Origin of the sequence: Streptomyces sp. BoleA5 (genome assembly GCF_000373665.1) — a bacterium.
Taxonomy (GTDB): domain Bacteria; phylum Actinomycetota; class Actinomycetes; order Streptomycetales; family Streptomycetaceae; genus Actinacidiphila.
Genome location: NZ_KB892090.1, coordinates 93608 through 116070, shown reverse-complemented (window position 1 = coordinate 116070; position 22463 = coordinate 93608). Strand labels below are relative to the sequence as shown.

General features: G+C 71.9%; 17 protein-coding genes. 1 reads left to right on the top strand and 16 read right to left on the bottom strand.

The features are described from left to right. Nucleotides 1-161: 161 nt before the first annotated feature. Nucleotides 162-1304, top strand: coding sequence for a CDP-alcohol phosphatidyltransferase family protein (locus B085_RS0100480; protein WP_037730887.1), 1143 nt, complete (start codon nucleotides 162-164; stop codon nucleotides 1302-1304). Nucleotides 1305-1381: 77 nt separating this feature from the next. Here B085_RS0100480 and obgE read toward each other — a convergent pair whose 3' ends face one another. From obgE to folC, 16 genes are all read right to left on the bottom strand, one after another. After that, the gene (obgE, locus tag B085_RS0100475) at nucleotides 1382-2821 is read right to left on the bottom strand and encodes a GTPase ObgE (protein WP_018556586.1); all 1440 of its coding nucleotides are present in this window, start codon (nucleotides 2819-2821) and stop codon (nucleotides 1382-1384) included. Between the two features lie 114 nt (nucleotides 2822-2935). Then, complete coding sequence (gene rpmA / locus B085_RS0100470; RefSeq protein WP_018556585.1) at nucleotides 2936-3190, bottom strand: 50S ribosomal protein L27; 255 nt, start codon at nucleotides 3188-3190, stop codon at nucleotides 2936-2938. 14 nt (nucleotides 3191-3204) lie between these two features. Next, nucleotides 3205-3525 (bottom strand): 50S ribosomal protein L21, encoded by a 321-nt coding sequence (rplU, locus tag B085_RS0100465; protein ID WP_018556584.1) that lies wholly within the window; start codon nucleotides 3523-3525, stop codon nucleotides 3205-3207. A gap of 233 nt (nucleotides 3526-3758) precedes the next feature. Next, nucleotides 3759-7844, bottom strand: coding sequence for an Rne/Rng family ribonuclease (locus tag B085_RS0100460; RefSeq protein ID WP_018556583.1), 4086 nt, complete (start codon nucleotides 7842-7844; stop codon nucleotides 3759-3761). Nucleotides 7845-8062: 218 nt separating this feature from the next. Beyond that, nucleotides 8063-8836 carry a TIGR03936 family radical SAM-associated protein gene (locus tag B085_RS0100455; RefSeq protein ID WP_018556582.1) on the bottom strand — a complete coding sequence of 258 codons (774 nt, stop codon included), beginning with the start codon at nucleotides 8834-8836 and terminating at the stop codon, nucleotides 8063-8065. A 102-nt stretch (nucleotides 8837-8938) separates the two neighbouring features. Continuing rightward, complete coding sequence (locus B085_RS40770) at nucleotides 8939-9859, bottom strand: hypothetical protein (protein ID WP_018556581.1); 921 nt, start codon at nucleotides 9857-9859, stop codon at nucleotides 8939-8941. A 201-nt stretch (nucleotides 9860-10060) separates the two neighbouring features. After that, complete coding sequence (locus B085_RS0100445) at nucleotides 10061-11986, bottom strand: TIGR03960 family B12-binding radical SAM protein (protein WP_018556580.1); 1926 nt, start codon at nucleotides 11984-11986, stop codon at nucleotides 10061-10063. 115 nt (nucleotides 11987-12101) lie between these two features. Further along, nucleotides 12102-13640, bottom strand: coding sequence for a CYTH and CHAD domain-containing protein (locus B085_RS0100440; protein WP_018556579.1), 1539 nt, complete (start codon nucleotides 13638-13640; stop codon nucleotides 12102-12104). A gap of 60 nt (nucleotides 13641-13700) precedes the next feature. Continuing rightward, complete coding sequence (gene rodA / locus B085_RS0100435) at nucleotides 13701-14897, bottom strand: rod shape-determining protein RodA (RefSeq protein WP_018556578.1); 1197 nt, start codon at nucleotides 14895-14897, stop codon at nucleotides 13701-13703. Then, complete coding sequence (mrdA, locus tag B085_RS0100430; RefSeq protein ID WP_018556577.1) at nucleotides 14894-17104, bottom strand: penicillin-binding protein 2; 2211 nt, start codon at nucleotides 17102-17104, stop codon at nucleotides 14894-14896. Before mrdA ends, rodA begins: the two co-directional genes overlap by 4 nt. Next, nucleotides 17101-17709, bottom strand: a complete 609-nt coding sequence (mreD, locus tag B085_RS0100425) for a rod shape-determining protein MreD (RefSeq protein WP_018556576.1) — start codon at nucleotides 17707-17709, stop codon at nucleotides 17101-17103. Before mreD ends, mrdA begins: the two co-directional genes overlap by 4 nt. Beyond that, complete coding sequence (gene mreC / locus B085_RS0100420; RefSeq protein ID WP_018556575.1) at nucleotides 17706-18653, bottom strand: rod shape-determining protein MreC; 948 nt, start codon at nucleotides 18651-18653, stop codon at nucleotides 17706-17708. Before mreC ends, mreD begins: the two co-directional genes overlap by 4 nt. A 122-nt stretch (nucleotides 18654-18775) precedes the next feature. Further along, nucleotides 18776-19795 carry a rod shape-determining protein gene (locus tag B085_RS0100415; protein WP_026250531.1) on the bottom strand — a complete coding sequence of 340 codons (1020 nt, stop codon included), beginning with the start codon at nucleotides 19793-19795 and terminating at the stop codon, nucleotides 18776-18778. 314 nt (nucleotides 19796-20109) lie between these two features. Beyond that, on the bottom strand, nucleotides 20110-20523 hold the full coding sequence (gene ndk / locus B085_RS0100410; RefSeq protein ID WP_018556573.1) for a nucleoside-diphosphate kinase: 414 nt from the start codon (nucleotides 20521-20523) through the stop codon (nucleotides 20110-20112). 95 nt (nucleotides 20524-20618) lie between these two features. Then, a complete protein-coding gene (locus B085_RS0100405; RefSeq protein ID WP_018556572.1) occupies nucleotides 20619-20954 on the bottom strand; it encodes a DUF4233 domain-containing protein in 336 nt (111 codons plus the stop codon). Between the two features lie 24 nt (nucleotides 20955-20978). Further along, nucleotides 20979-22463, bottom strand: coding sequence for a bifunctional tetrahydrofolate synthase/dihydrofolate synthase (gene folC / locus B085_RS0100400; protein WP_051101927.1), 1485 nt, complete (start codon nucleotides 22461-22463; stop codon nucleotides 20979-20981).

The window sequence follows — 22463 nt, the reverse complement described above, 5'->3', positions numbered from 1 at the left end:
TGTTTACTCTCCATTCACCCGTGCAACCATTGGGCGTCGCCGGGTGTCGTACCTGCGGTGGATGCAAGAGCCGTCCTTGACGGGCGCGCCGCCACTCCCGCCACCACCCCCACCGCAGATCCGTTCGACATCCCCGTCCCGCCTCGAAAGGTTCCTGGTCCATGGAAATACCGCCGCTCGCGGAAGTAAGGCGCCTCACGGAGAAGAAGCGAGACGCCTGGTGGACCGTGTTCCTGGTCGATCCGGTCGCCACCCCGCTGGTGCGCTGGACGGCCAGGTGGACCCGCGTCACCCCGAACCAGATCACCTGGGGCGCCCTCGTTCTCGGCCTCGGCGCGGCGGCGTGCTTCGCGATGGCCGACTGGAGGTGGCTGATCCTCGGCGCCGTGCTCTACCACGTCAGCTTCATCCTCGACTGCATGGACGGGAAGCTCGCGCGCCTGACCGGCAACGGCTCCGAGTTCGGCGCCTGGCTCGACTACATCTTCGACCGCATCCGCGTCGTCTGCTGCGCCGCGGCCCTGATGGGCGGGCAGTTCTACCGCACCGACAAGCCCGTCTACATGTGGCTCGCCCTCGCGGTGATCTTCCTGGACGCGCTGCGCTACCTCGACGCCCTGCAGATCTTCAAGGTGCGGGCCGGGATGCGCAAGAAGATCCAGAAGCGGCTGCAGCGGGTCGAGGCGGCCAAGCCGACCGCCTTCATGGAGGACCTGCTGCGCGAGCGGGCCGAGGACGACGAGACGCAGGCCGACGCGGACGCCCAGGCCGCGGCCGTGGTGCTCGACGCCGTCGGGCCCGGCCCGCGGAACGTGCCCGCGCAGTGGACCGGCCCCGACACCGCCACGGCGAGCACGGCGGCCACCACGGACGGCTCCACCGACACGGCCGAGGCGACCGAGACGGCCGACGCGGCCGACGCGGACGCGGACACCCCGTCGCCCGAGCAGGCCCAGAAGCGCGTCATCGACCTCCAGCAGACCTTCAAGAAGCGCTTCGGCCCCTACGAGAAGTTCCGCGACTTCCTGATCAAGCACCGTGTGCGGCCGCACCTGATCAGCGGCATCGAGTTCCAGATGGCGGTCTTCATCATCGCCCCGCTCACCGGTGCCATCGTCGGCGTCACGATCGGCGCGGCCGTGCTGCTGCTGACCTTCGAACTCGCCATCATCTACAAGCTGTTGCTCTCCACCCGCGACTTCGAGGGCGTCATGGCGCAGCTCGAGGCGGAGATCCGCGAGCAGGAAGGCGCCGAGGAGGCCGAAGAGGAGGGCGCGACCCCGCTCCAGGCGTCCGTGAGCTGACCCGCACGGCATGAGGACGAGGGCCGGTCCCCCCGCAGATCGCGGGGGAACCGGCCCTCGTCACATGTGGCCGCGGCTCAGGACTCGAAGGGGTCGAAGCCCTCGAACTGCTGCTGGACGTCGTCCCGCTCGGCGTCACGGTCCTTGCGGCGCTGCGCGGCGGGACGGGGCGTGTCGAAGCGGTGGTCCTCGCCACGGCGTCCGAGCATCTCGGCGCCGGCCGCCACCGACGGCTCCCAGTCGAAGACCACGGCGTCGTCCTCGGCGCCGATGACGACCTCGTCGCCCTCGCGGGCGCCGGCCTTGACCAGTTCCTCCTCGACACCGAGGCGGGCGAGCCGGTCGGCGAGGTAGCCGACGGCCTCGTCGTTGGCGAAGTCGGTCTGGCGCACCCAGCGTTCGGGCTTCTCGCCGCGGACGCGGTAGAAGCCCTCCTCCGCGGTGACGGTGAAGCCGGAATCGTCCACGGCCTTGGGCCGGATGACGATGCGGGTGGCCTCCTGGACCGGCTGGGCGGCCCGTGCCTCGGCCACGATGCCGCCGAGGGCGTAGGACAGCTCGTTGAGGCCCTTGTGGGCCACCGCGGACACCTCGAAGACCCGGTAGCCGCGCGCCTCCAGGTCGGGGCGGACCATGTCGGCGAGGTCCTGGCCGTCGGGGATGTCCACCTTGTTGAGGACGACGATGCGCGGACGGTCCTCGAGACCGCCGTACGCGCGCAGCTCCGCCTCGATGACGTCGAGGTCGCTCAGCGGGTCGCGATCGGACTCCAGGGTGGCGGTGTCCAGGACGTGCACCAGGACGCTGCAGCGCTCGACGTGCCGCAGGAACTCCAGGCCCAGGCCACGCCCCTCGCTGGCGCCCGGGATGAGTCCGGGGACGTCGGCGACGGTGAAGACCGTCGAACCGGCCGTGACCACGCCCAGGTTGGGGACGAGCGTGGTGAAGGGGTAGTCCGCGATCTTCGGCTTGGCGGCCGAGAGCACGGAGATGAGCGAGGACTTGCCCGCGCTCGGGTAGCCGACCAGCGCCACGTCGGCGACCGTCTTCAGCTCCAGGACGAGGTCCCGGCTCTGGCCCGGCACACCCAGCAGCGCGAAGCCCGGCGCCTTGCGGCGCGCGGAGGCCAGCGCCGCGTTGCCGAGGCCGCCGCGGCCGCCCTGGCCGGCGATGAAGGTGGTGCCGTGGCCGACGAGGTCCGCGAGCACGTTGCCGCGGCTGTCCATGACGACGGTGCCGTCCGGGACGGGCAGGACCAGGTCCGTGCCGTCCTTGCCCGAACGGTTGCCGCCCTCGCCGGGCTTGCCGTTGGTGGCCTTGCGGTGCGGGTGGTGGTGGTAGTCGATGAGCGTGGTGACCGACTGGTCGACGACCAGCATCACATCGCCGCCACGGCCGCCGTTGCCGCCGTCCGGGCCGCCCAGCGGCTTGAACTTCTCCCGGTGCACGGAGGCGCAGCCATGGCCTCCGCTACCCGCGGCGACGTGCAGCTCGACGCGGTCCACGAAGGTGGTCATGCGGATGTTCCTCCAGATACGTACGGGATGTCTTGGGCTTCAACGCATCGAGGGCGGACCTGCTTCCCGTCCGGGAAACAGGATCCGCCCTCGGTGAAGTCGTATCGCGGCCGATCAGGCGACCGGGACGATGTTCACGACCTTGCGACCACGGCTGGTGCCGAACTCGACCGCACCGGCGGCGAGGGCGAACAGCGTGTCGTCCTTGCCACGGCCGACGCTCGCGCCGGGGTGGAAGTGGGTGCCGCGCTGGCGGACGATGATCTCACCGGCGTTCACGACCTGGCCGCCGAAGCGCTTGACGCCGAGCCGCTGGGCATTGGAGTCGCGACCGTTCCGGGTGGACGATGCGCCCTTCTTGTGTGCCATCTCTCTTCAGTCCCTTACTTCGCAGCGGCGGGGATGCCGGTGATCTTCAGCGCCGTGTACTGCTGGCGGTGACCCTGACGACGGCGGTAGCCGGTCTTGTTCTTGTACCGCAGGATGTCGATCTTCTGGCCCTTGTGGTGGTCCACGATCTCGGCCTGGACCTTGATCCCGGCCAGCACCCACGGGTCGCTGGTGACAGCGTCGCCGTCGACGACGAGCAGCGTCGAGAGCTCGACCGCGTCGCCAACCTTGCCAGTGGAAATCTTGTCAACCTCGACGATGTCGCCGACGGCCACCTTGTGCTGGCGGCCGCCGCTGCGCACGATTGCGTACACGCGGAACTCACTCTCTCGCTCGGATCATCACTCCTGACGCCAGCCGTCCCTGCGATGCGTGGGGGGCCTCTGCCGGCCGGGGCCGGTAGGAAGGTGCTCAGGAATGGGCGCCAAAACGCCGAAGCTCAAGGTTACGGGGCGTCCCCGACCGGGTCAAACCGGCGCCTGCCCGACCCCGGACGCACCGCGGGCCGTCCCCCGGTGGGGAACGGCCCGCGGACGGTGACCCAGGGTCAGGACGCCTCGGTGGGCGCCTCGGCCGTGGCCTTGGCGGCGGCCTTCTTCGCCGGCGCCTTCTTGGCCGCGGTCTTCTTGACAGCGGTCTTCTTGGCGGCCGTCTTCTTCGCGGCGGCCTTCTTCGCCGGCGCCTTCTTCGCGGCCGTCTTGCGTGCGGCCCGCTTCTTCGGCTCCGCCTCGGCGGTCTCCGTCCCCACCGTCGCCGCCTCGGCAGCCGGGGTCTGCTCCGGCTGCGCCTCGGCACCGGGGACGACCACGACAGCGGCCTCCTCGCCGGAGGACGGCGCGCCGGCGGGCGCGGACACCCGGCGCGTGGCACGGCGGCGGACCGGCGCGGCCGGCTCCTGGACCTCCGCCACGGGCTCCGGCTCCGGGGCCGGTGCCGGGACGGCCGTCTCCGCCGCGGAGACCACCACGGTGGCGGCCTCACCGGCGGGCGCGCTCGGCGCGGTGGCCTTGCGGGTCGCCCGGCGCCGGCCGCGGACCGGTGCCACGGGCTCCTCCGCCGGCTCGGCCGCGCCCACGGGGACGGGCGGCTCGACGGCGGTAGCCGTCGCGGCCTCCGCCGCCTGGGGCTCCGTGACCGGCGCGGCCACCGGGACGACGGTGACGATCTCGGCCGTGGCGTCCGGCGAACTCACCGGGGCGGTGACCCGCCGCGAGGCGCGCCGCCGGGAACGCCGGCCCGCCGCCGCCTCGGCCTCGGCCGGGCTGCTGTACCACTCCTCGTCCCCGCCGACCGCGGGCACCAGCTCGGCCTCGGTGACCGCGACCGGCTCCAGCTCGGGAGCCTCCTCCGCGGCCTCCTCGGCCTCGATGACGGCGGTCTCCGCGACCGCGTGCTCCTCCGCCGCGCCGCCGCGACGCCGCTTGCGCTTGCCGCCGCCCCCGGCCGCCGTGGCCTGGTCCATGTGGACGATGACACCGCGGCCGTTGCAGTGCACGCAGGTCTCGGAGAAGGACTCCAGCAGGCCCTGGCCCACCCGCTTGCGGGTCATCTGCACCAGGCCCAGCGAGGTGACCTCGGCCACCTGGTGCTTGGTGCGGTCCCGGCCCAGGCATTCCAGCAGCCTGCGCATGACGAGGTCGCGGTTGGACTCCAGCACCATGTCGATGAAGTCGATCACGATGATGCCGCCCAGGTCGCGCAGCCGCAGCTGGCGCACGATCTCCTCGGCCGCCTCCAGGTTGTTCCTGGTGACCGTCTCCTCCAGGTTGCCGCCCTGGCCGGTGAACTTGCCGGTGTTGACGTCGATGACGACCATCGCCTCGGTCCGGTCGATCACCAGCGAACCGCCGCTCGGCAGCCAGACCTTGCGGTCCAGCGCCTTCAGCAGCTGATCGTCGATCCGGTACGTGGCGAAGACGTCGACCTCGGAGGTCCAGCGGCTCAGCCGCTCCGCCAGGTCCGGCGCGACGTGCGAGACATAGCCGTGGATGGTCTCCCAGGCCGTGTCGCCGCTGACGATGACCTTGCCGAAGTCCTCGTTGAAGATGTCGCGGACCACCCGGACGGTCATGTCCGGCTCGCCGTAGAGCAGCGACGGGGCGTTGCCGGTCTTGGCCTTCTTCTGGATGTCCTCCCACTGCGACTGCAGCCGCTCGACGTCGCGGCGCAGCTCGTCCTCGCTCGCGCCCTCGGCGGCGGTGCGCACGATGACGCCCGCGTCCTCGGGGACGATCTTCTTGAGGATCTGCTTCAGCCGGGCGCGCTCGGTGTCGGGCAGCTTGCGGCTGATGCCGGTCATCGAGCCCTCGGGCACGTAGACCAGGTAGCGGCCGGGCAGCGAGACCTGGCTGGTCAGACGCGCGCCCTTGTGGCCGATCGGGTCCTTGGTGACCTGGACGAGCACCGACTGGCCGGACTTGAGGGCCGCCTCGATGCGCCGCGGGCCGTTGCCCATGCCCAGCGCCTCGAAGTTGACCTCACCGGCGTACAGGACGGCGTTGCGGCCCTTGCCGATGTCGACGAACGCGGCCTCCATGGACGGCAGCACGTTCTGGACCTTGCCCAGGTAGACGTTGCCGACGTACGAGGTGGCCTGCTCCTTGTTGACGTAGTGCTCGACGAGGACGCCGTCCTCCAGCACACCGATCTGCGTCCGGTCGCCGTTCTCGCGGACGACCATCACCCGGTCGACCGCCTCACGGCGCGCCAGGAACTCGGCCTCGGTGATGATCGGCACCCGGCGGCGGCCCTGCTCGCGGCCCTCGCGGCGCCGCTGCTTCTTGGCCTCCAGACGGGTGGAGCCCTTGATGGACTGCACCTCGTCGACCGGCTCGGACGGCTTGCGCGGCTCACGGATCTTGACGACCGTGCGCTCCGGCGCGTCCTCGCCCAGGCTCTCCTCGGCCGGACCGTCGCCCCCGCGGCGGCGCCGGCGGCGACGGCGGCGGCTGGTGCTGCTGCTCTCGGCGTCCTGGTCCTCGTCGTCCTCGGACTCGTCCGGGGCACCCTCGTCCTCGGACTCCTCGTCCTCGCCGGCGGTCTCGTCGCCGTCGGCGGCCTCACCGCGACGACGACGACGGCCACCGCGACGGCGCCGGCGGGAGATCCGCTCGCCGCCCTCGTCCTCGTACTCGTCGGCCTCGTGCTCCTCGGCCTCCGCCTCTTCCTCGTGGGCGGCCTCGGGCTCCTCGCCGGCCCGCTCCGCGACGGCGGTCTGCGCGACCTCCACGGCCTCCGCGGGCTCGCCACGACGACGGCGGCGACGGCGGCGTCCGCCGGCGTACTCCTCGGCCTCGGCCTCGGGCTCCTCCGGCTCCTCCTGCTCCGCGGGCCGCACGGCGGCCTGCGCCGCCTGCGCCGCGGTGGGGGCCTGGAACACCGGCGCCTGGAACACGGCCACGGGCGGGCGCACGACACGGCGCCGGCCACGCGCGGGAGCGGCCTCGGGCTCGGGCTCGGGCGCGATCTCGGGCTGGACCTCGGCACCCTGTGCTTCCTGCACCTCGATGACGATCGTGTCCGCGGGGACGCCGAACGCCTCCGCGACGGCCGCGACCGCGGCGACACGGGCCTGGTCGACGGTGTCGCCGTAACCGCGGATCTCGTAGGCGTCCTCGACCTCGACGGCCCAGCCGGAACCGTCGGGGACGGCCTTGGCGGTGTAGGTGCGCTGCTCCGGGGCGGCGGTCGCGGCGGCCTCGCCCCCCGCCTCCTCACGCGGCGCGAGCGCGCCCGGCTTCAGACGGCGCGAGCCGTCGTCGGCCGCGAGGAAGGAGGCGGCCGGAGCCGTGCGCCGGCGCGAACGGGTGGCCCTGGACTTCTCGCCCTGGGGCTTCTCGGACTTCCCGCGCCTCGGACGCTCGGCGGGCTCCTCCTGGAGGGCCTTCGCCGGAGCGTCGGCGGCGGCCACGGCCACGGCCGCGTCCTCCGCCGGGGCGGGCTCGGGGCTGGTCACCTTGCGCGTGGCACGGCGCCGGCCACGGGCCGGGGCAGCCGCCTGCTCGGCCTGCTCCGCCACGGGGGCGGCCTCGGCGTGCAGCGGCAGATCGGACTGGAGCTCCTTGGCCTGCGTGTCGGCGGCGGCCGCGGGGCCACCCGTCTCCTCGGCGGCCGGGGCGGGCTCGGGGCTGGTCACCTTGCGCGTGGCACGGCGCCGGCCGCGGGCCGGGGCGGCCGCCTGCTCGGCCTGCTCCGCCACGGGCGTGTCGGTGGCAGGCGTCTCGGCGGCAGGCGTCTCCGCGACGGGGGCCTCGGGGGCGGTCGCCGGGGCGGCGGTCTTCCGCGTCGCCCGACGGCGGGCCGGGGCGGGGGCGGCCTCGGCCGTCTCCTGCTCGGACCCGGCGGGCGACTGCTCCGGGGCGGCCGCCTTGCGCGTCGCACGGCGGCGTGTCCGCGCGGGGGCGGCCTCGGCCTCGGCGGACGGGGTCTCGGCCGGTATGGCCGGCGGCTCGGCGGCCGCCGTCACGGAGGTCGCGTCCTGAGCGGCCTCACCGGCCGCGGGCGGACCCGCCGGACGGCTCGCCGCCCGGCGACGGCGGCGCGGAGCGGCCGTCGGCTCACTGTCGGTGCCGCCGGAGGCGGCTTCGGTGGCGCCGTTCTCGGGCGCCTCGTTCGGCTCGTTCTGCTCGAGCATGCGGGCATATCTCCCGTCACGCTCCCGGGCGCCGCACCCTGATCCGGTTCGCGGCGGTCCGCGTCCTCGCGGTTCCACCGCCCGGGGGCGCGGGCGCCACACGGGAGCTGTCGTTTCGCTCGTCGGCACCGGACTGACGGGCCGACGAAAGTCTCGTCTGATGCGTGCTGCCGGACCCGGGTTTCCCCAGATGCGTCGGCCGCACAACGACGACGGTCCTAGGCGGAACCCTCCGGCACCGCCGCGGCATCGCGGTCGGGCGCAAGCGGATCGGTCACCGTGCCGGTCTCCTCGTGGAGCGGCCCCTGCGCCAGCCTGGTCACCGCAGCGGGGACCGGCGGCGCGAGGTCGGCCACCGCACGGAGGCCGGACAGGACGTCGTCGGGTCGTACGGCAGGTGTCACATGCCGAACAACCAGCCGCAGTATCGCACAAGCTGCTGGTGTCGGCCTATCGGCACCCTGTTCGAAGATACCTTCCCGGGCCCCGGCCACCTGCGGATCCACCGCTTCGAGCCGGGCGACGGCCTCGCGCGCGTCGAAAGTCCGCACGCCGTTCTTCGTCATGCGCTGGACCTCGACGGTCCCCGCGGCGAGGAACGCGGCCACGGCCCGCTCGGCCACGGCATGCTCCACACCGTCCAGCCGCAGCTGCCACACGGACGCCTCCAGCCGCTCGACGAGCCCCGAGGTACGGGCCTCGACGGCGTCGACCACGTCGAGGCCGTCCGGCAGGGACTCGTCCAGCAGCAGGCGCAGCTTCTCCGGCTCACGGGCCTCGCTGAGCGCGATCTCCAGGTACTCGGCCTCGCTCGCGACGCCGGTGGGTGCGGCGTTGGCGTACGACACCTTGGGGTGCGGGGTGAAACCCGCCGAGTACGCCATGGGCACCTCGGCGCGCCGCAGCGCCCGCTCGAATGCGCGCTGGAAGTCGCGGTGGCTGGTGAACCGGAGGCGGCCGCGCTTGGTGTAGCGCAGTCGGATGCGCTGCACCGCGGGTGCGGGCGGCGGGCCTTCGGGCTGTCGCTTGCCCAGTGTCGTTCAGTCCCTCGTGCGTCTGGTAACCCCGGACGGGGTTGCTTGTCGTCTTCCAGATTACTGGGGGTTCCGGCCTTCCGGTTCCCCACGGCGCCCACCGCGCTCCACCGGCCGCGGCGCGCCCGTCAGCGCGGTGCGCAGATCGGCCCGCACCCCGCGTACGGTCTCCCGCACCGCCGCCAGCGCGTCGCGCACCGCCCGGCGCGCCTCCGCCGCCGCCCGCCGCACCGGCCGCCACACCGGCAGCACCAGAGCGCGCCACACCCAGGCCGCCGGAACCACCAGGACCACGGTGACCAGCCACTTCAGCGCGCGCCCCACGGCGCGCGACACATACCCCGCCACACGCCAGGCCACCAGCACCGCGTCCCGGACCTCCCGGGCGACCGGCACGAGCACCCGGCGCCACAGCAGGAGCAGCGGCGCCACGACCACCCACCGCACCAGCCACGCCACCCCCAGGGCCACCGGCACCAGGACGTACCGCCACAGCGCGACCGCCGGAAGCACCACAAGCGCCCGGACCGCCCACCGGGCCAGCCACGCCGCCCCGGCGGCCACCGGCACCAGGACATGGCGGTACAGCGCCACCAGGGGTGCCACCAGCAGCGCCCGAAGCACCCACAGCGCCCCCGCGCCGGACGCCCGGCCCAACGGGACCAGCACGTACCGCCACAGCGCCACCGCCGGCAGGACGACCAGCACGGAGACCGCCCACCCCACTGCGACCCCCACGGCCCGCCCCACCGGCGCCAGCGCATACCGCCACAGCGCCACCGCCGGGACGACCACCAGCACCCGGGCCAGCCATCCCCCGGCGCGGCCCAGTGCCCGGCCCGCGGCCATCAGTGCGTCCCACGCGATACGCAGCGGAAGCACCACCACCAGCGCGACGATCCGCGCCGGCGTCCTGACCGCCACCGTCAGGCAGCCGTCCCCGTTCCCGCCGTACCCGTCGGCGTCCCCCCGTTCCCGCATGCCCGAACCGTACGCCCGGAAGCGCGCCTTCCCCCTCCCACGGGCGGAACCCGGCCTCCCCGCAGGCGGCGCGGGACGACGACGCGCCCCCGCCCCGCGTCAACCGCCCTGCCGCGGAGCCGGCCTGACTGACCGTCGTTCCGCTCCCCCGGACGCACGAAGGCCCCCGCCGTGCGGCGGGGGCCTCGTGTCCGAGCCCGGCTACTTCACCACGGTCAGCGGGAGCAGCTTCTTGCCCGTCGGGCCGATCTGGATGTGGGTGTCCATCTGAGGACACACCCCGCAATCGAAGCACGGCGTCCAGCGGCAGTCCTCGACCTCGGTCTCGTCGAGTGCGTCCTGCCAGTCCTCCCAGAGCCAGTCCTTGTCGAGGCCGGAGTCCAGGTGGTCCCAGGGCAGGACCTCCTCGTAGGTGCGCTCGCGCGTGGTGTACCAGGCGAGGTCGACACCCTGCTCCGGGAGTGCCTTCTCGCACATGCGGATCCAGCGGTCGTAGGAGAAGTGCTCCCGCCAGCCGTCGAAGCGGCCGCCGTCCTCGTAGACGGCGCGGATCACGGCGCCGACGCGGCGGTCGCCGCGGGAGAGCAGGCCCTCGATGATGCCCGGCTTGCCGTCGTGGTAGCGGAAGCCGATGTTGCGGCCGTACTTCCGGTCGCCGCGGATGGCGTCGCGCAGCTTCTCCAGGCGGGCGTCGGTCTCCTCGACGCCGAGCTGCGGGGCCCACTGGAACGGGGTGTGCGGCTTGGGCACGAAGCCGCCGATCGACACCGTGGCGCGGATGTCGTTCTGGCCGGTGACCTCGCGCCCCTTCTGGATGACGTTCTTCGCCATGTCGGCGATCTGCAGGACGTCCTCGTCGGTCTCGGTGGGCAGACCGCACATGAAGTAAAGCTTCACCTGGCGCCAGCCGTTGCCGTAGGCGGTGGCGACGGTGCGGATCAGGTCCTCCTCCGAGACCATCTTGTTGATGACCTTGCGGATGCGCTCGGAGCCGCCCTCGGGGGCGAAGGTGAGACCGGACCGGCGGCCGTTGCGGGTCAGCTCGTTGGCGAGGTCGATGTTGAAGGCGTCGACGCGGGTGGAGGGCAGGGACAGGCCGATCTTGTCCTCCGTGTACCGGTCGGCGAGGCCCTTGGCGACGTCGGCGATCTCGGAGTGGTCGGCGGAGGACAGCGACAGCAGGCCGACCTCCTCGAACCCGGTGGCCTTCAGGCCCTTGTCGACCATCTCGCCGATGCCGGTGATGCTGCGCTCGCGCACCGGGCGGGTGATCATGCCGGCCTGGCAGAAGCGGCAGCCGCGGGTGCAGCCGCGGAAGATCTCGACGGACATGCGCTCGTGGACCGTCTCCGCGAGCGGGACCAGCGGCTGCTTGGGGTACGGCCACTCGTCGAGGTCCATGACGGTGTGCTTGGACACCCGCCACGGCACGCCGGAGCGGTTGGGGACGACGCGGGCGATCCGGCCGTCGGCCAGGTACTCCACGTCGTAGAACCTCGGCACGTACACCCCGCCGGTGCGGGCCAGCCGGAACAGCAGTTCGTCGCGGCCGCCGGGGCGCCCCTCGGCCTTCCAGGCGCGGATCACGTCGGTGATCTCCAGGACGGCCTGCTCGCCGTCGCCGATCACGGCCGCGTCCAGGAAGTCCGCGATGGGCTCGGGGTTGAAGGCCGCGTGGCCGCCGGCGAGCACGATGGGGTCGTCCTCGGTGCGGTCCCGGGCCTCCAGCGGGATGCCCGCGAGGTCCAGGGCCGTGAGCATGTTGGTGTAGCCGAGCTCCGTGGAGAAGCTGAGGCCGAACACGTCGAAGGCCTTGACCGGGCGGTGCGCGTCCACGGTGAACTGCGGCACGTTGTGCTCGCGCATCAGTGCCTCGAGGTCCGGCCACACGCTGTACGTGCGCTCCGCGAGGACGCCCTCGCGCTCGTTGAGCACCTCGTAGAGGATCATGACGCCCTGGTTGGGCAGCCCGACCTCGTAGGCGTCCGGGTACATCAGGGACCAACGGACGTCGCACTCGTCCCAGGGCTTGACGGTGGAGTTCAGTTCCCCGCCGACGTACTGGATCGGCTTCTGCACGTGCGGCAGCAGGGCCTCGAGCTGGGGGAAGACCGACTCGACAGGCATCAGAGGTGTCTTTCGTGAGCTGGCAAGGGTGACCATTCAGCGTAACGCGTCACAGAGGGCTTCCCGGCCGCGCTCGGCGCGGGCCGGGTGCCCTCCGACGGGCGTCCCTGGCGGCTCAGCCGGCCAGTCTGCCGCGGTCGGCCTTGGGCCAGTCCTTCGGCAGCTGCCGCTCGGCCGCGGCGGCGCGGTCGCGTTCCAGCTGGTAGAGCGCGCCGTAGGCGAAGGTGTCCTCGCCGGCCTCGCGGGCGTCGGAGGCGAGGCGGAGCACGGCGTCGCGGCAGATGACGCTGTCCTGGTGCTCGCCGAGCAGCTGCTGGACGGCCTTCATGCGCTTGGTGTGCTTCTTGGCGGGCTTGCGCAGCGCCGGGACGGCCTGGGCGGCCTCTCCGCTGTAGCGGGCCCGCTTGGCGGCCTTGCGGGCGTCGTGGAGGACGATGTCGCGCTCGTGGCCGGGTTCCATCGCCAGGGCGGGTTCGACGCGCCGGCGCAGCCGCTTGTGGTCGCGCGCCACGGCCTTGGCGACGGCGCGGGCCGCGGGGGCCGAGGCGCCGTCGAGCAGCAGCGGCGGGTCGGTGAGAAGTGACTCCAGGGTGTCCAGGAGGCGGAAGTAGCGGCCGCCTCCCAGTTCGCGCAGGAGTTCCTTGCGGGCGCCCTCGTGGACGGGGGCGTCACCGCCGATGCGGACGGTGAGGGCTTCCGTGACGAGTTCCTCCGGCAGTTCCGCCAGGCGGTCGCGGAGGCGTTCGGCGAGGACCTCCCGGTCGCGTTCCAGGCCCAGGACCGCGGCGAGCCACTTGAGTTCGTCGCCGATGGGGTCGGTCACCGCGCGGTCGAGTTCTCGGCGGAAGGACTTGAAGGCACTGCGCAGCCGGCGGGTGGAGACCCGCATCTGGTGGACGGAGTCCGGTTCGTCGCGGCGGACCGCCGGGTCCCAGGCGATGATCGCGGCGACCTGTTCGTGCACGTAGGCGAGGGCGATGTCGCCGGCGGTGCCGGTCGTGGACGGCGGCCCCGGCGGCCGGGGGGCGGCCGTCAGGCGGTCGCCGAGGGCGCGGGCGAGCTTGGAGGGGGACTTCGACCGCCGCAGCCCTGCCGTGCGGAGCCGCTTCTCCAGGGCGTCGAGCAGGGCGGTGTCGCCGTCGAGGAGTTCTGTCTCGACCTCGTTCCAGGCGCTCTCGGCCCCGTCGCCGTGGTCGAGGACGGTGGCCCGGACGTGGTCGTGGGCGATCTCCACCAGGGGCGCGCCCGTGTCGTCGACGAGGTGCACGCGCTTGCGGGTGTTGCGCAGCCGGACGACCGGGACGAGGTCCCGGTCGCGGACGATGGCGGCGACCTCGGCGAGCAGCGGCTTGGGCACCCTGGGGCCGCCCTTTCGGCCCTGCTTGCCGAGAGGTGCGTGGACCTCGGTGCGGGTGTCGGCCTGCGAGCTCGGCAGCTTCAGGTGCCAGCCCGCGTCGTCGCCGCCGGTGCGGCGGCGCAGGGTGATCCTGTGGGTGGCCAGTCTCAGGTCGGACGTGTCGACGTAGACGGCGTCCAGTGCGGCGGGTTCCAGGACGCGTACCGCCGCGACCCCGGGCAGACCTTCGAGGTCGGGCTCACCGGCCTGCTCAGCGGCCTCGTACTTGCGCTCGGTCTCCGCGACACGCTTCCCCATGTCAGGAACCTAATCGCGGGTTCGCCCGGCCGCAATGGTGCGTTCACCCGGCGGGCGGGGTCAGGCGGACATGGGCCGCTTCATATGGATGGCCTGCAGCAGCCCGATCGCGATCCAGACCGCGAACATCGAGGATCCTCCGTACGAGACGAACGGCAGCGGCAGACCCGCCACGGGCATGATGCCGAGGGTCATGCCGATGTTCTCGAAGGACTGGAAGGCGAACCAGGCGACGATGCCGGCCGCGATGATCGTGCCGTACAGGTCGGTGGCGTTGCGGGCGATGCGGCAGCCGCGCCACATGATCAGGCCCAGCAGCGCGATGATCAGGGCCGCCCCGACGAAGCCGAGCTCCTCCCCCGCCACGGTGAAGACGAAGTCGGTCTGCTGCTCGGGCACGAACTGCCCCGTGGTCTGGCTGCCCTCGAACAGGCCCTTGCCGAGCAGCCCGCCGGAGCCGATGGCGATGCGCGCCTGGTTGGTGTTGTAGCCGACGCCGGCCGGGTCGAGCGCGGGGTTGGCGAAGGCGGCGAAGCGGTCGATCTGGTACTGGTCCAGGACGCCGAGCTGCCAGACCGCGATCGCGCCGCCCGCGCCCGCCGTGATCAGGCCGAGGACCCAGCGGTTGGAGGCGCCGGAGGCGAGCAGCACGCCGAGCACGATGACCGCCATCACCATGACCGAGCCGAGGTCGGGCATCAGCATGACGATGGCCATCGGCAGTATGGCGAAGCCGAGGGACTGGGCGACGGTGCGGTGGTCGGGGAAGAGCCGGTCGCCGGCGTCCACTCGTGCGGACAGCATCATCGCCATGCCGAGGATGATGGTGATCTTGGTGAACTCGGACGGCTGCAGCGAGAAGCCGCCGCCCAGCACGATCCACGCGTGGGCGCCGTTGACCGTGGTGCCCAGCGGGGTGAGCACCGCGGTCACCAGCAGCACCGAGATGGCGTAGAGCACCGGCACCGCGCCGCGCAGCCGGCGGTGGCCCAGGGTGACCGTGCCGGCGGCGAGGGCGAAGCCGATGGCGGTGTTGAGCATGTGCCGCAGCAGGAAGTAGTACGGGTCCCCGTGGGTGAGTTCCGTGCGGTTGCGCGTCGCGGAGAAGACCAGCGCGGTGCCGATCAGGGACAGCGCGAGGGCGGCGCCGAGCAGCAGCCAGTCCATCCGGCGCAGTATCGAGTCCCGGGCCAGGAGCTTGCCCAGCGTGCCGCGTTCGGGGGTGAAGCGGCGCGCCGCGTAGCTGTGCGCGCTCATGACCGGTGCCTCCTGCCCGACAGGAGGTACCCGGTGCGGTCCGGGGGCAGTGCGGCGGCCGCCAGCACGGTGTCCTGCGGTGCGGCGGGCGTCTGCGGCACGTCGGCCCAGGCAGCCTTGGTGATCTTGATGGTGCCGTCGGCGTCGATCTTCGGCAGCTTGCTCAGGGGGTGCGGGAGCAGCGCCTTCTTGTTGTCGATCGACCCGTCCTCCTGGACGCCGTACATGGCCTCGTAGATCTTGCGGACGGCCGGGCCGGAGCCACCGGAGCCGGTACCGCCCTGGGAGATCGTCATGACGATCGCGTAGTCCTTGCTGTACGTCGTGAACCACGACGTGGTCTGCTTCCCGGCGACCTCCGCGGTACCGGTCTTGGCGTGCAGCGGGATCTTGTCCTGCGGCCAGCCGCCGAACCGCCACGCGGCCGTACCGTGGGTGACGACGCCCTCCAGGGCCTCGTTGATGTACTTCAGCGTGTTCTTGGTGGCCGGGGCCTTGCCGTTCACCTTCGGCTTGATGCGGGTGATCTTCTTGCCGTCGGCGCTGATGACGGCCTTGCCGATGGTCGGCTGGTAGAGCGTGCCGCCGTTGGAGATGGCCGAGTAGATGTTGGCCATCTGGATCGGGGTGACGAGGGTGTCGCCCTGGCCGATGGCGTAGTTGACGGAGTCACCGGCGCGCATCACGTAGCCGTCGACGCAGTTCTCGCGCGCGATCTGGCTCGCGTAGTCCTGCTTGTCGCTCTTGGCGACCTTGCACCAGTAGTCCTTGTTGGCCTCGTAGTAGTCCCGCTTCCACTGCCGGTCCGGGATTCGTCCGGTGACCTCGGAGGGCAGGTCGATGCCGGTCAGCGAGCCGAGGCCGTACTCCTTGGCGGTCTTGTAGAACCAGTCCTTGGGGTGCTTCTTGGGCTTGGTGCCGCCGTCCTTCAGCCACTGGTCGTACGACAGGCCGTAGAAGACGGTGTCGCAGGAGATCTCCAGGGCGTGGGCGAGGGTGATGGAGCCCGCGCTCTCCCCTTCGAAGTTGTTGAAGACCCGGCCGCCGATGGTCATCGACGACGGGCAGGGGTAGCGACCGTTGATGTCGTAGCCGGCCTTCACGGCGGCCGAGGTGGAGATCGCCTTGAAGGTCGAGCCGGGGGCCGACTGACCCTGTATGGCCCTGTTGAGCAGCGGGAAGTTGGACTTCTTGCCCGTCAGCTTGGCGTAGTCCTTGGCGGAGATGCCGCCGACCCACACGTTCGGGTCGTACGTGGGCGCGCTGGCCATCGCGATGACCTGGCCGGTGTGCACGTCCATGACGACGACCGCGCCGGAGTCCGCCTTGTAGAGGCTGCCGGTCACCTTGTCGAAGGTCTTCCGGGCGACCTTGATCGCCTCGTCGAGTTCCTTCTCGGCGACCCTCTGGACGCGTGCGTCGATGCTGGTGACCAGATGGCTGCCGGGCTCCGCGGCGGTCTCGCCCGCCTTGCCGATGACCCGGCCGAGGTTGTCCACCTCGTAGCGGGTCACGCCGGCCTTGCCGCGCAGCTCGCTGTCGTAGGTGCGCTCCAGGCCGGAGCGGCCGATCTGGTCCGAGCGCAGCAGCGGGCGGCCCTTCTTCTCGGCGGCGGTCAGCTCGTCGTCCGTCACGGGCGAGAGGTAGCCGAGGACCTGGGAGGTGTTGGACCCGAACGGCGCGGTGTAGCGGCGCACCGCGGTGGGCTCGGCGGTGATGCCGGGGAAGTCCTCGCGGCGCTCCATGATCTGCAGCGCCTGCTGGGTGGTGGCCTCGTCGGTGATGGGGATCGGCTGGTACGGCGAACCGTTCCAGCAGGGCTTGGGGGTCTGCGAGTCGCAGAGCCGGACCTTGCCCAGGACCTCTTCCGGCTTCATGTGCAGCACACCGGCGAGCCGGGTCAGCGCCGCCTTGCCGTCGTCCTTCTGCTTCAGCAGGTCGGTGCGGCTCGCGGAGACCACCAGCCGGGTCTCGTTGTCGGCGAGCGCCACTCCCTTGTCGTCCAGGATCGACCCGCGGACGGCGGGCGCGACGACTTCCTGGACGTTGTTGCTGTTGGCCTGCGCCGTGTACTCGCTGCCGTTGCGGATCTGCAGGAACCACAGCCGCCCGCCGAGGGTGAACAGCAGGGACAGGACGAGGATCTGCAGGACCACCAACCGGATCGTGACGCGCGGCGTACGACCCGTCTCGGGGATGTTGCTCAAAGCCGCCGTCCTCCCTTGGCGACGCTCCCCACCCGGCCCAGCAGGCTCGAGCGCTGGCCGCCGATACGGGCGCCGAAGCCGGGGCCGGAGGCGTCCTCCCCGAGCGCGTCGCCCTGGTACCTGCGGGCCAGTGCCATGATCCACGGCACGGTGAACGGCGCGAGCAGCAGGTCGTACAGGGTGGCGGTGAACAGCAGCTTGCCCAGGCCCACGTGCTGGGCCGCGGTGTCGCCGACGAGGGCGCCCACCGCCGCGTACAGCACCGTGGAGCCGATGGCGGCGCCGACCACGACCAGCATCGGCCGGGTGGCCGACCGCAACTGGCCGCCGTCGGGCTTGACCAGGCCCGCGATGTAGCCGACGACGCACAGCACGAGGGCGTAGCGGCCCGCGGCGTGGTCGGCGGGCGGGGCGAGGTCGGCGAGCAGGCCCGCGCCGAAGCCGACGAGGCAGCCGGCCACGTGACCGTACGTCAGTGCGAGACCGAGGACGACGAGCAGCAGCAGGTCGGGGACGGCGCCGGGCAGGTGGAGGCGGGCCAGGACGCACACCTGGAGGATCATTCCGGCGACCACGAGGCCGGTGGAGAGCAGGATGCGCTTCATCGGACCTCCTCCTGTCCGTAGAGCGGGGACTGAGAGGGGTTCACACTCGGGGTCGCGGTGACCGTGACCGTCGGGAGGGGCTTGGGCCCTGCCGGCAGCACCGAGTCGCGCGGGTCCTTGCGCGGGCCCTGGACGACGACACCGACGATGTCGAGCTTGGTGTAGCCGACGAACGGGGTGACCTCGACCGTACGGGTGAGGCCGCCGCCCGCGGGGTCGACCTTGACGACCGTGCCGACCGGCACGCCCGGGACGAACGGCTTGTCCGCCTGCGAGCCGAAGGTGACGAGGCGGGCGCCCTTCTTCACGTGGGCCTTGCCGTTGAGGAGCTGCACCCGCATCGGCCGGTTGCCCTGGCCGGTCGCGAAGCCGAGCTCGGAGGACTTCTCCAGCCGTGTGCCGACCGTGAAGTCCGGGTCGCAGGCGAGCAGGACGGTCGAGGTGGAGGGGCCGACGGTGGTGACCCGGCCGACCAGGCCGTCCCCGTTGACCACGGTCATGTCGCGCTGGATGCCGTCGTTGGCGCCGGCGTCGATGGTGACCGTCCAGGAGAAGCCCTGGGCCGCTCCTATCGCGATGACCTGCGCGCCCTTGACGCGGTACTGACCGGCGCCGGCGAGCTTGAGCAGCTTGTCGAGTTCGCGGGCCCGCTCGCGCGTGACGTCCTTGCTGCCGAGCTGCTGCTTGAGCTCGGCGTTCTCCCGTTCCAGCTCGCTGATGCGGCTGCTGCGGTCGCCGGAGTCGCGCACCGCGTCCACGGCGTTGTCCACCGGATCGACCGCGGCCGCGACCCCGTTCTCCACGGGGCCGAAGACGGCGGCCGCGGCGGACCGGGTGCCGTCCAGCGGTGAGTCCTCACCGCCGCGGATGTCGACGGTGATCAGCGCGAATGCGATCGCCACCAGCAGTACCAGCAGAAGCCGGCTCTCTCGTGTGTCCCTCACGGGGGCCAGTCCGTGCCTTCCTCGTCAGAGCGTGTGAGCCCGTGGGCCCGATGGGCCGTCCCGGGAGGTAGAACGATCCGGCGTGCGGGCGGGACTTCACCCGTACGACGGAACGTGAGGACTCATCTGCGCGGCTGCGCGTCCAGGACCTGCTGCAGCGCCTCGAACTCCTCGACGCACTTGCCGGCGCCGAGCGCCACGCAGTCCAGCGGGGACTCGGCGATGTGGATCGGCATGCCGGTCTCGTTGCGCAGCCGCTCGTCCAGACCGCGCAGCAGCGCGCCGCCGCCGGCCAGGACGATGCCGCGGTCCATGATGTCGCCGGACAGCTCGGGCGGGCACTTGTCGAGGGTCGTCTTGACCGCGTCGACGATGGCGTTGACCGGCTCCTCGATCGCCTTGCGCACCTCGGCGGCCGAGACGACCACCGTCTTGGGCAGGCCGGAGACCAGGTCGCGGCCGCGGATCTCGGTGTGCTCCTCGTTGTCGACCGCGAAGGCCGAGCCGATGGTGAGCTTGATCGATTCCGCGGTGCGCTCGCCCAGCAGGAGGCTGTACTCCTTCTTGATGTGCTGGATGATCGCGTTGTCCAGCTCGTCGCCGGCCACCCGGATGGACTGCGCGGTGACGATGCCGCCGAGCGAGATGACGGCGACCTCGGTGGTGCCGCCGCCGATGTCGACGACCATGTTGCCGGTCGCCTCGTGGACGGGGAGCCCGGCGCCGATCGCGGCGGCCATGGGCTCCTCGATGATGTGCACCTGGCGGGCGCCGGCCTGGGTGGCGGCCTCGATGACGGCGCGGCGCTCGACCCCGGTGATGCCGGAGGGGACACAGACCACGACACGGGGTCGTGCCAGGTAGCGACGCTTGTGGATCTTGAGGATGAAGTAGCGCAGCATGCGCTCGGTGATCTCGAAGTCGGCGATCACCCCGTCCTTGAGAGGACGGACCGCGACGATGTTGCCGGGGGTCCGGCCGATCATCTTCTTCGCTTCGGAGCCGACCGCCAGGATGCCGCCGGTATTGGTGTTGATGGCGACGACGGAGGGCTCGTTGAGGACGATCCCGCGACCCCTGACGTACACCAGCGTGTTGGCGGTGCCGAGGTCGACAGCCATGTCACGGCCGATGAACGACATGTTGTTCGCCATGAGGATACGTCTGGCCTTCCCGAGCTGGAGCGATGTGGGGGTGAGCACGGCGGATGCGCTGCTGTGCGCCGAGCCGGATGAGCGGAGATTCCATCGTAGTCGCGCCCGACGGGGCACGGGGTCAGGGTTCCGCCGCCATTGTCATCAGAACACACAGCTGTCCTCTGCAATGGTGACGCCGTGTCGGCGGAATTGGTTCCCCGAACCCCCGGCATATGCCTTCGGGCGGCCGGGAAATTTCCGGCCGCCCGTTGAGCTGATCGGGCGTCAGCGGCGAATTCGGGGCGAACAGGAGCGCAGGATCAGGCCAGGCCGGGGAAGAAGATCTTGATCTCCCGCTCGGCGGACTCCTCGGAGTCCGAGGCGTGGATCAGGTTCTCCCGGACGATGGTGCCGAAGTCACCGCGGATCGAACCGGGGGCGGCGGCGATCGGGTCGGTCGGGCCGGCCAGCGCGCGCAGCCCCTCGATGACCCGCTCCCCGGAGACGACCAGCGCGACGACCGGACCGGAGGCCATGAACTGGACCAGCGGCTCGTAGAACGGGCGGCCGACGTGCTCGGCGTAGTGCTGCTCGAGGAGGGCGCGGTCGAGCGTGCGCAGCTCCAGCGCGGTGATGCTCCAGCCCGCCTTGCGCTCGATGCGGCCGAGGATCTCGCCGACCAGGCCACGACGAACGGCGTCCGGCTTGAGAAGGACGAGGGTGCGCTGGGACACGGTGTGACTCCTATGTGCGGGGTGCGGGTACGACGACATTACCGGTGATCCCCGGGACCCACGGCACCCCCTCGGCCCGGGTGCCAGCCGTACGGTCAGGCCGGCTGCGCGGCACGCGCCGCCTTGGCCTCGTCGACCTTCCGGCCGAAGTGGACGGCCGCCCACCACAGCCCGGCGAAGACCACGCCGAGGAAGAACATCACCGGGACGACGAAGCCGCTCGCGATCAGCCCGGCCTGCAGCAGCCAGCCGACGGCCAGCCCGCCGCGCCGCCCCAGCACGCCGCACAGCAGTACGCACAGGGCCATGGCGATGCCGCTGACCGTCCACACCGTGCCGGCGGTCAGCTCCGGCTGCTTCATCGCCACCAGACCGGCGAAGCCGATCACGAAGAACTCACCGATCAGGGTGCTCGCGCACAGGGTCCGCATCCGCTTGGCTTCGCTTCCCGCTCGTCACTTGCGGCCCAGCAGCAGCCGGGCCTCTCCCACGGTGATCACCGAACCGGTGATCAGTACCCCGGAGCCGGAGTACTCCCCCTGCTCCTCGGCGAGCGTGACGGCCGCCTCGATGGCGTCGTCCAGCCGGGGCTCGACCTGCACGCGGTCGTCGCCGAAGACCTCGACCGCCAGCGCGGCCAGCTCGTCCACGTCCATCGCGCGGTGGGTGGAGTTCTGGGTCACCACGACCTCGGCGAAGACCGGCTCGAAGGCCTCCAGCAGGCCCCGTACGTCCTTGTCGCCGCTCGTCCCGACCACGCCCACCAGGTGCGTGAAGCCGAAGGCCTCGCCCACCGCGCCGACCGCCGCCCGGGCACCCGCCGGGTTGTGCGCCGCGTCCAGCACCACGGTGGGGCTGCGGCGCACGACCTCCAGCCGGCCCGGCGAGGTGACGTTGGCGAAGGCGGTACGCACGGTGTCCACGTCGAGGGTGCGGGCGTGCAGCGTGCCGATGCCGAAGAACGCCTCCACCGCGGCGAGCGCCACGGCCGCGTTGTGGGCCTGGTGCTCACCGTGCAGCGGCAGGAAGACCTGCTCGTACTCCCCGCCCAGGCCGCGCAGGGTCAGCATCTGCCCGCCGACGGCCACCTCGCGGTGCGCGACGCCGAACTCCATGCCCTCCCGGGCGACCGTCGCGTCCACCTCGACGGCCCGCTTCAGCAGCACCTGGGCCGCCTCCACGGGCTGCTGCGCCAGCACGGCGGTGGCGTCCTTCTTGACGATCCCGCTCTTCTCCACCGCGATCTCGCCGGCCGTCTCGCCCAGGCGGTCGGTGTGGTCCAGGTCGATCGGGGTCACGACGGCGACCGTGCCGTCGACCACGTTGGTCGCGTCCCAGCTGCCGCCCATGCCGACCTCGACGACGGCCACGTCCACCGGGGCGTCGGCGAAGGCGGCGTACGCCATGCCGGTCAGCACCTCGAAGAACGACATCCGGTGCGGCTGGGAGGCGTCCACCATCTCCACGTACGGCTTGAGGTCGCCGTACGTCTCGATGAACCTCTCCGGCGCGATCGGCCTTCCGTCGAGGCTGATCCGCTCGGTGACGGACTGCACGTGCGGGCTGGTGTAGCGCCCGGTGCGCAGGTCGAAGGCGAGCAGCAGCTGCTCGATCATGCGGGCGGTACTGGTCTTGCCGTTGGTGCCGGTGATGTGGATCGAGGGGTAGGAGCGCTGCGGCTCGCCCAGGATGTCCATCAGCGCGGTCATCCGGTCCAGGGACGGCTCCAGCTTCGTCTCCGGCCAGCGGCCGGCGAGCTCCGCCTCGACCTCGCGCAGGGCCCTGTCGACCTCCGGGTCGGTGGGGCGGGCCGGGACGCCGTCGTCCTGCGGCACCGGTCCCCCGGCCCGGAGGGTACGGCTGCCCGCCTCGATCACCGCCAGGTCGGCCTCGCGGCCGGGGTCGGTCTCGGCTTCGTCCTCGTCGCCGCCCAGACCCAT